Here is an 8,819-nt window from a genome sequence, read left to right on the forward strand (position 1 = left end):
GGTTCAAACACAACTTGGCATTTCAGGAATCCTATGAAAAATATCAATCCAACCCAAACCCAGGCCTGGCAGGCACTGGAAGCCCACTTTGCAGCAAACAAAGAGACCCGACTCAAGGATCTGTTCGCGCAGGACCCGAAGCGCTTTGACAAGTTTTCCCTTACCTTCGGCGGCGACATCCTGGTTGATTACTCGAAGAACCTGATCACCGAAGAAACCCTCAAGTTGCTGGTTGATCTGGCCAAAGAGACCGATCTTCGCAGCGCGATCGATGCCATGTTCAATGGCGACAAGATCAACATGACCGAAGGCCGCTCCGTACTGCACGTGGCCCTGCGCAACCGCTCCGACCGCCCCATCGAGTGCGATGGCAAGGACGTGATGCCGGAAGTGAACGCCGTACTGGCCAAGATGAAAGGCTTCTGCGAGAAGATCATCTCCGGCGAGTGGAAAGGCTACACCGGCAAAGCGATCCAGCATGTGGTCAACATCGGTATCGGTGGCTCTGATCTGGGTCCGGTGATGATCACCGAGGCACTGCGCCCCTACAAAAACCATCTGCAGATGCACTTCGTCTCCAACGTCGATGGCACTCACATCGCCGAGACCCTGAAGAAGATCGATCCGGAAACCACCCTGTTCCTGGTGGCCTCCAAGACCTTCACCACCCAGGAGACCATGACCAACGCCCTGACCGCCCGCGACTGGTTTATCAATATCGCCGGTGACAAGGCCCACGTTGCCAAGCACTTCGCCGCGCTCTCCACCAACGGCAAGGCCGTGGCCGAGTTCGGCATCGACACCAACAATATGTTCGAGTTCTGGGACTGGGTCGGCGGCCGCTACTCCTCCTGGTCTGCCATCGGCATGCCCATCGCCCTGTCTGTCGGTTTCGAGAACTTCGAAGCCCTGCTGCAAGGCGCCTTCGAGATGGACATGCACTTCGCCACTGCCTCTTATGAGCAGAACGTGCCGGTGCTGCTGGCGCTGATTGGCCTGTGGTACAACAACTTCTACGGTGCCGAGTCCGAAGCCATTCTGCCGTACGACCAGTACATGCACCGCTTCCCTGCCTACTTCCAGCAAGGCAACATGGAATCCAACGGCAAGTACGTGGATCGCAACGGCAAGCCGGTTGACTACCAGACCGGCCCCATCATCTGGGGTGAGCCGGGCACCAACGGCCAGCACGCCTTCTACCAGCTGATCCATCAGGGCACCAAGCTGATCCCCTGTGACTTCCTGGCGCCGGCCATCAGCCACAACCCGATCGGTGATCACCACCCGAAACTGCTGGCCAACTTCTTCGCCCAGACCGAGGCGCTGGCCTTCGGCAAGAGCAAGGAAGAGGTTGAAGCCGAGTTCCTGGCTGCTGGCAAAACCCTGGAGCAGGTCAAGGATCTGGTGCCGTTCAAGGTGTTCGAAGGCAACCGCCCGACCAATTCCATCCTGTTCAAGAGCCTGACCCCGAAAACCCTGGGTGCCCTGATCGCCATGTACGAGCACAAGATCTTCGTACAGGGCGCAATCTGGAACATCTTCTCCTTCGACCAGTGGGGTGTGGAGCTGGGCAAACAGCTGGCCAACAAGATCCTGCCGGAGCTGGGCAACAACGAGGCTGTCACCAGCCACGACTGCTCCACCAACGGTCTGATCAACACCTGGAAAGCGTGGAAAGCCTGATTTATCCAGCCTGTCTGAATGCAAAAGCCCCGCTCGATGAGCGGGGCTTTTTTATGACTGTCAGGCTGATTTTTCTGGCTGGCCGAGCGGGTGTCCAGTCCGACCGGCGACGGGGATCGTCATCCCCGCCCCTTCATCATCCAGCCCGATGCGGGCTTAACCGCCAACGGCGATGCGTTTCATGTCTTTCATATAACCACGCAGTACCTGGCCGATTTTCTCGATCGGGTGGTTGCGGGTCGCTTCGTTGGCCGCCAGCAGCGCCAGGTTGTCGACGCTCTGCCCTTCCGCCTTGCTGGCACCCAGATCGCCCGCTTTCAGAGTCGGCATGAAGTGCTCACGCAGCAGCGGCACGGCGGCGTTGGCGAACAGGTAATTGCCGTACTCGGCGGTGTCGGAAATAACCACGTTCATCTCGTACAGACGCTTGCGAGCAACGGTGTTGGCGATCAGCGGCAACTCGTGCAGGGATTCGTAGTAGGCAGACTCCTCGTAGATACCGGAAGCCACCATGGTCTCGAACGCCAGCTCGACACCCGCCTTGACCATGGCCACCATCACCACGCCATTGTCGAAGTACTCCTGCTCGGCAATCTTGCCTGCAAACGCCGGGGCGTTTTCGAAAGCGGATTTACCGGTCTCTTCACGCCAGCCGAACAGCTTGGCATCGTCTTCGGCCCAGTCGGCCATCATGCCGCGGGAGAACTCACCGGCGATGATGTCGTCCATGTGCTTCTCGAACAGCGGGCGCATCAGGGTCTTGAGCTGCTCGGAGAGCTCGAAGGCGCGCAGCTTGGCAGGGTTGGACAGGCGGTCCATCATCAGGCTGATACCACCCTGTTTCAGGGCTTCGGTGATGGTTTCCCAGCCGAACTGGATCAGCTTGCCGGCATAGGCCGGGTCTGTGCCTTCGGCAACCAGCTTGTCGTAGCAAAGCAGGGAACCGGCCTGCAGCATGCCGCAGAGGATGGTCTGCTCGCCCATCAGATCGGATTTCACTTCCGCCACGAAGGAGGATTCCAGCACCCCGGCACGGTCGCCGCCGGTGGCAGAGGCCCACGCCTTGGCGATGGCCATGCCTTCGCCCTTGGGATCGTTCTCTGGGTGAACGGCGATCAGGGTCGGTACGCCGAAACCGCGCTTGTACTCTTCACGCACTTCGGTACCCGGGCACTTGGGCGCCACCATCACGACGGTGATGTCGGAGCGGATCTGCTGACCCTCTTCCACCACGTTGAAGCCATGGGAGTAGCCCAGCGCGGCGCCCTGCTTCATCAGCGGCATCACGGTTTTCACCACGTCGGAGTGCTGCTTGTCCGGAGTCAGGTTCAGCACCAGATCGGCGGTCGGGATCAGCTCTTCATAGGTGCCGACCGCGAAGCCGTTGTCGGTAGCCTTCTGCCAAGAGGCGCGCTTCTCGGTGATGGCGGCCTTGCGCAGGGCGTAGGAGATATCCAGCCCGGAGTCGCGCATGTTCAGACCCTGGTTCAGACCCTGGGCACCACAGCCCACAATCACCACCTTCTTGCCCTTCAGCACGTTGCAGCCGTCCGCGAACTCTTCGCGCTGCATGAAACGACACTTGCCCAATTGGGCCAACTGCTGACGCAGGTTCAAGGTGTTGAAATAGTTAGCCATGGTGATTGCTCCGTTCGATTGATTCCATGCCGGATAGCGGCGTTGTCTGAACCACTATAGCGCGGGACACTTATTGCTTGAACTGATATATTCGAAATAGTACGTTGCAATAACTGAAACACTCACCCTTCATAATTGCCTGCTGAATGTACCGCGAGATGGCAGAAACAAGCCGCCAACCGCTGGATATCGGGCACACAAGCCGCGCCAGGAGCTGAAAGATGGACCTTCGCAATCTCGAGCTGTTTCTCCACCTCGCCGACTCCCTTCATTTCGGCAAGAGTGCCGATGCCATGGCGGTCAGCCCCTCCACCCTGAGCCGCGCCATCCAGCGGCTGGAGCAGGAGACCGGCTGCATCCTGTTCGAGCGGGACAACCGCTCGGTGCGGCTCACCCCTGCCGGCGAGAAACTGCGGGAGTTTGGCGGCGGCCTGTTGCAGGAGTGGCGCCAGCTCAAGCAGGAGCTCAAACGTAGCGACGAACCGCTGCAAGGTCGTCTGCGGGTCTTCTGCTCAGTCACTGCCAGCTACTTCCTGCTACCCGAGGTGCTGGAGCGTTTTCGCCGCCGCTACCCCCAGCTGGAGATCAAGCTGGAGACCGGCGACCCGGCGCTGGCGGTGGACAAGATCCTGGCCGACGAGGCCGATCTCGCCATCGCCGCTCGCCCCGATGCCCTGCCCGCCAAGCTGGAGTTCGCCAGCCTGCAACTGGTGCCGCTGGTCTTTATCGCGCCGCGCAATGCCCCGCAACTGAACCAGTGGTTCCGTCAGGGCGAGCCGGACTGGGAGCAGCTGCCTGTCATCCTCTCCGAACAGGGACTGGCCCGCAAACGCAGCGACCAATGGTTTCGCAACAAGGGGATCGCCCCCAACATCTATGCCGAAGTGGCAGGTAACGAGGGGATTGTCGCCATGGTGGCGCTCGGCTGTGGCGTAGGGCTGGTACCTGCGGCGGTAATCGACCATAGCCCGCTCGGTGACAAGGTGCGGATCATCGACCTCAAGCCAGCCTTCAAGCCATTTGATGTGGGGATCGGGGTGCTCAAGAAGCGGCTGGAGGAACCCCTGATCCGCGCCTTCTGGGATACCGCGCAGAACCAGAACTCACTGCGCTGAGACGGGCTGGTAGATGAGCGTCGGGTCGGCCATCATCTTGCGACTCGACAACGGCAGATCAGGGTTGTTCAGCTCGAGGCGCTGCCGCTGGTCGAGCTGCAAACGGCGGATGGTACTGCCAAACCCCTCCTCGAAGATCCGGTCAAAATCCCCGGTTTGCCGCGCCCGCAGCAGGCCAAGCTCGATGCGCTGCGCCAGCTCCGGATATTTGGGCGAAACAAAGAAGAGCAGCGCCAGCGGATAGCGAAACACCAGATGGGGCTCGATGGCCAGATCCGGGTGCTGTTTCAGCTCATCCTCGACCTCGATGACTGAGCGCAAAAAGCAGTCGAAACGCTGCTTGCGCAACATGTTGAACAGCGCTTCGTAGAGGTTGCCCGCCATCACATTGAGGCCGTTGGCCCTCAGCAACTGGGTGTCAGGCCAGGATCTGTGCTGGCCGATGATGAGCCCGGAGCGGCGCCAGTCGGCCAGCGAATGAATGGCGGCAAAGCGCCCCTCATCCCCCTGCCGGATCAGACAAACCCGCCAGCCGAGCAGCCCCTTGGCCAGTGGAATGTGTACCGCCAGCAGATCCCTTTCCCGCTCCTCATCGGGGGCAAACACTCCGACCTGAACCAGCTCGCCGCTGTGCAGCTCTTTCACCGTCCGCCCCTGTTCCATCGGCGGGCTGGAGATCAGCTGGTAGGGGCCATATTCAGGCACCGTCAGATCAAGGGAGAGCCGCAACAACTGCACCACTGCCGGGTTGGGATGCTCCAGCAGCAGATTCCAGGCGCGGATCGACTGCACGGCAGCCGACGCATCCGCCGCCCACAGCCACAACACCATGCACCACAATCCGACTCGCTTCATTCCCTGCACCATCCAAGCGCCATGCTTCTGGTCATACTATAACGCCAGCCAAGGGCCTGATGCGGCGTTCGCTGCCAGATGTGTGAACCTTCTCCTGTCCCGTCTCATGTCAGAAGTGACAATAGGCAAACCGGGCAAGGGATCGCAGACTGAATATTCGCCATCATCGAACTACATCAGGGAGGAGCGCCATGAAACAGCATCTGGTCGAGATCAAGGGATCAACCCTGTTTGAGGAATATTTGCAGAGCATGGGTCTGCCCAGCACCTTGCTGGACAGGGAGCAGGAGATCTATCTGCAGGAGCGTCACCTCGGTGCCATCCGCCGGGTACAGGGGGAGCTGCGCTTTTACCTGCGCGCCAACGCCCTCAACAAACGGTGATCGGGAGCCGGTCACAGAACCTGCAACAAAGAGGTATTAGACTGGTATCTTCCCCCTTTCGACGGGAGTGCCCATGAACGCAAGCGGTCTGGATCGGCTGTTCAAACCCCAATCAATCGCCATCATCGGCGCCTCGACCGATCCGCACAAAGCGGGCCATGTCATCGTCCGCCACCTGCTGGCGGGCCACTTCAAAGGGCCCATCCTGCCGGTCACCCCGCGCAGCAAAGCAGTGGCCGGCGTGCTGGCCTATCCCGACATTGCCAGCCTGCCACTGGCTCCAGATCTCGCCATCATCTGCACTCGCCGGGAGCGGGTCATCCCCCTGCTGGAGGCGCTCGGCCAGAAGGGAGCGGGCGCAGCCATCATCCTCGCCGCCGATTTTTCACAAGATGAGCGGCAAGAGCTGAAACGGCTCTGCAAGCAATATGGCATTCGCCTGCTCGGACCCAACAGCATGGGGATGCTGCTGCCCGGTCAGGGGCTCAATGCCAGCTTTTCACCGATTGCCGCCAAGCCCGGGCAAGTCGCCTTTCTCTCCCAGTCTGCCGCGGTCAGCACCACCATTCTCGACTGGGCCAAGCAGCATGAGCTGGGATTCTCTGCCTTCATCTCCCTTGGCGATCACTGCGACATCGACTTCGGCCAGCTGCTGGATCAACTCTCCCGCGACAGCGTCACCCGCGCCATTTTGATCTATATGGACAAGTTGCACGACGCCCGCCACTTTCTCTCGGCGGCGCGGGCAGCCTCGCGCAACAAGCCGATCCTGGTACTGAAAAGCGGGCGCCACGAACCGGCCCACGGCCTCGACAATGTCTATGATGCCGCCATCCGCCGTGCTGGCATGCTGCGGGTACGGGATACCCACGAACTGTTTGCTGCGGTCGAAACCTTGAGCCACTCCATGACCCTCAAGGGAGAGCGACTCGCCATCATCTCCAACGGCCGCGGGCTGGCCAATATGGCGGTGGATGTACTGCTGGAGCGGGGTGGCAAGCTGGCTCGCCCGCCGCTCGACATTGGCAGCGATGCCACCATCACCACCTATCAGGAGGCGCTGGACAGCGTGTTGCAGGAGGATGGCATCGACGCCATCCTGATCATCCACGCCCCCTCGCTCACGGCACCGAGCGCGCCGCTAGCAAGCCATCTTATCGCCCATCTGAAACAGCATCCCAGAGCGCGCCGTTTCAATATCCTCACCAACTGGGCGGGCGAGTACTCGGCGCAGGAGGGGCGCAGGCTCTTTACCGAGGCGGGCTTCCCGACCTATCGCACGCCGGAAAGCGCCATGGCCGCCTTCATGCACATGGTGGAATACCGCCGCAACCAGAAGCAGTTGATGGAGACACCGGCGTCACTACATGGCAACCAGCTCAATGTCGAGCTGTGCCAGCAGCTGATCCGCCAAGCGCTGGAGCGCAAACAGCTAAGATTGGATACCCATCTGGTGCACCCGATTTTACAAGCTGCCGGTCTCTCGACTCTACCAACCTGGATCGTTACCGATGCCATTGAGGCGACCCTCACCGCCGAGCAGATCGGCTATCCAGTGGCGGTAAAACTGCGCTCGCCCGATATCCTGCACAAGTCTGCCGTGCACGGCGTGGTGCTCAATCTGCGCACCTCGGCCGAAGTGGCGCAAGCTGCAGATGCCATTCTGGACAGGGTCAAACAGCATGATCCGGGCGCCCGCATCGAAGGCTTGCTGGTGCAACGCATGGCTCGCCGCAGCGGCGGCCTCGAGCTGCGGGTGCGGATCCAGCAAGACGCCATCTTTGGCCCCGTCATTCTGTTGGGGGAATCAGGCGCAGAACCGCAGGAGATGGTGGCAGCCTTGCCACCGCTCAATCAGGCACTGGCTCGTTACCAGATCATCGGCGCCCTCAAGAGCCGCAAGATCCGTGAGCAGGCGACGCCGGAACGACTGGATATCGACGCCTTAGGCCAAGTGCTTTGCCAGCTCTCCGAGCTATTGCTCGCCTTTCCTGAAATTCAGGAACTGGACCTGCACCCGCTGCAAGCGTGCGGCGCCGAAATGGTGGTGCTGGATGCCAGCCTCACGCTGGCTGACCTCGCCCTCCCGGCCAGCAACCGACTGGCTATCCGCCCCTATCCTACCGAACTGGAAGAGGGTGCCTGGCTTAAAGATCAGCGCCATATCCTGCTACGCCCGATCCGGCCGGAAGATGAACCGGCTCACAAGCAGTTCGTACTGCTGGTCTCCGATGAAGACAGGTACAAACGCTTCTTTGCCGATGTGGGCGAGCTGGGCCATGAAGAGCTGGCTCGCATGACCCAGATCGATTACGACCGGGAGATGGCCTTCGTAGCGGTGGGGCAAGATGGCGAGCTGCAGGATCAGATCCTCGGCGTGGTACGCGCTATCTCGACTCCGGACCAGAGCGATGCCGAGTTTGCTATTCTGGTGCGATCGGACTTGAAAGGGGTGGGGCTCGGCAAATTGATGATGGAGAAGATCATCCGTTACGCCAAAGAGCAGGGGATTGGCCAGTTATCCGGCATGACCATGCCCAGCAATCGTGGCATGATCAACCTCGCCAAACGGCTTGGCTTCAAGATCGATGTGCAAATGGAAGAGGGGGTGGTCAATATGGAACTGCCCTGCAACCAGCAGGTAGCAGAAGGCTGATTTGACCATCTGTAGAGTCGTTCAAATGGCAGTGAATGAAACTGATAGGGCTCGGATATAGCCAGAAAATGGTGGGAATAATCGGCTATCTGGCACTCTTACTTGGCAGAGAAAAGCCAGATATTGGTGGTTTAAGGCGCTAAAAATACAAAAGCCCGGTTATGAAACCGGGCTTTGTGTTGGTTCTTGCGTACAAATCTGTGGGACTTATGGACAAAAACGCCCATAGTAAAAGGCCTTCCCAATCGGGAAGGCCTTCGAATTAGTGGCGGAGCGGACGGGACTCGAACCCGCGACCCCCGGCGTGACAGGCCGGTATTCTAACCGACTGAACTACCGCTCCGCATTCGGTTAGCTTTCGCTAAATCTTCTGCTGCTTCTTTTGAGGTGGCAACCTCGCAGCCAGTGATGTGATTTTTCACATCGCTGTTTAATTGGGTGCCTGGCAGTGTCCTACTCTCGCATGGCGAATGCCACACTACCATCGGC

General features: G+C 59.8%; 6 protein-coding genes and 1 tRNA gene. 4 read left to right on the top strand and 3 right to left on the bottom strand.

From position 1 onward, the window contains the following. Positions 1–33: 33 nt before the first annotated feature. Positions 34–1,683: a glucose-6-phosphate isomerase gene (pgi, locus tag AB5Y84_RS04890; protein WP_005339491.1), complete on the top strand. Its 1,650-nt coding sequence runs from the start codon at positions 34–36 to the stop codon at positions 1,681–1,683. A gap of 156 nt (positions 1,684–1,839) precedes the next feature. Here pgi and ilvC read toward each other — a convergent pair whose 3' ends face one another. After that, positions 1,840–3,321 carry a ketol-acid reductoisomerase gene (gene ilvC, locus AB5Y84_RS04895; protein WP_041210772.1) on the bottom strand — a complete coding sequence of 494 codons (1,482 nt, stop codon included), beginning with the start codon at positions 3,319–3,321 and terminating at the stop codon, positions 1,840–1,842. Between the two features lie 221 nt (positions 3,322–3,542). Here ilvC and ilvY point away from each other — a divergent pair, with 221 nt between their 5' ends. Further along, positions 3,543–4,436 (top strand): HTH-type transcriptional activator IlvY, encoded by an 894-nt coding sequence (gene ilvY, locus AB5Y84_RS04900; protein WP_005339488.1) that lies wholly within the window; start codon positions 3,543–3,545, stop codon positions 4,434–4,436. Here the strand turns inward: ilvY and AB5Y84_RS04905 are convergent. Continuing rightward, the gene (locus tag AB5Y84_RS04905) at positions 4,425–5,291 is read right to left on the bottom strand and encodes a hypothetical protein (protein WP_335813293.1); all 867 of its coding nucleotides are present in this window, start codon (positions 5,289–5,291) and stop codon (positions 4,425–4,427) included. The genes ilvY and AB5Y84_RS04905 overlap by 12 nt on opposite strands. Before the next feature lie 191 nt (positions 5,292–5,482). Between AB5Y84_RS04905 and AB5Y84_RS04910 the strand changes: the two genes are divergently transcribed. Together AB5Y84_RS04910 and AB5Y84_RS04915 are read left to right on the top strand one after the other, a co-directional pair. Beyond that, on the top strand, positions 5,483–5,674 hold the full coding sequence (locus tag AB5Y84_RS04910; protein WP_019446537.1) for a hypothetical protein: 192 nt from the start codon (positions 5,483–5,485) through the stop codon (positions 5,672–5,674). A 73-nt stretch (positions 5,675–5,747) separates the two neighbouring features. Then, complete coding sequence (locus tag AB5Y84_RS04915) at positions 5,748–8,330, top strand: GNAT family N-acetyltransferase (RefSeq protein ID WP_368176484.1); 2,583 nt, start codon at positions 5,748–5,750, stop codon at positions 8,328–8,330. A 266-nt stretch (positions 8,331–8,596) separates the two neighbouring features. Here the strand turns inward: AB5Y84_RS04915 and AB5Y84_RS04920 are convergent. Continuing rightward, positions 8,597–8,673, bottom strand: a tRNA-Asp gene (locus AB5Y84_RS04920). Positions 8,674–8,819 lie beyond the last annotated feature (146 nt).

Source organism: Aeromonas sp. s11, assembly GCF_040907945.1.
Taxonomy (GTDB): domain Bacteria; phylum Pseudomonadota; class Gammaproteobacteria; order Enterobacterales; family Aeromonadaceae; genus Aeromonas; species Aeromonas veronii.

Bases quoted from the DNA above. Each gene is read 5' to 3' on its own strand.
- pgi (WP_005339491.1), top strand. From the start codon at position 34: ATGAAAAATATCAATCCAACCCAAACCCAGGCCTGGCAGGCACTGGAA.
- ilvC (WP_041210772.1), bottom strand. From the start codon at position 3,321: ATGGCTAACTATTTCAACACCTTGAACCTGCGTCAGCAGTTGGCCCAA.
- ilvY (WP_005339488.1), top strand. From the start codon at position 3,543: ATGGACCTTCGCAATCTCGAGCTGTTTCTCCACCTCGCCGACTCCCTT.
- AB5Y84_RS04905 (WP_335813293.1), bottom strand. From the start codon at position 5,291: ATGAAGCGAGTCGGATTGTGGTGCATGGTGTTGTGGCTGTGGGCGGCG.
- AB5Y84_RS04910 (WP_019446537.1), top strand. From the start codon at position 5,483: ATGAAACAGCATCTGGTCGAGATCAAGGGATCAACCCTGTTTGAGGAA.
- AB5Y84_RS04915 (WP_368176484.1), top strand. From the start codon at position 5,748: ATGAACGCAAGCGGTCTGGATCGGCTGTTCAAACCCCAATCAATCGCC.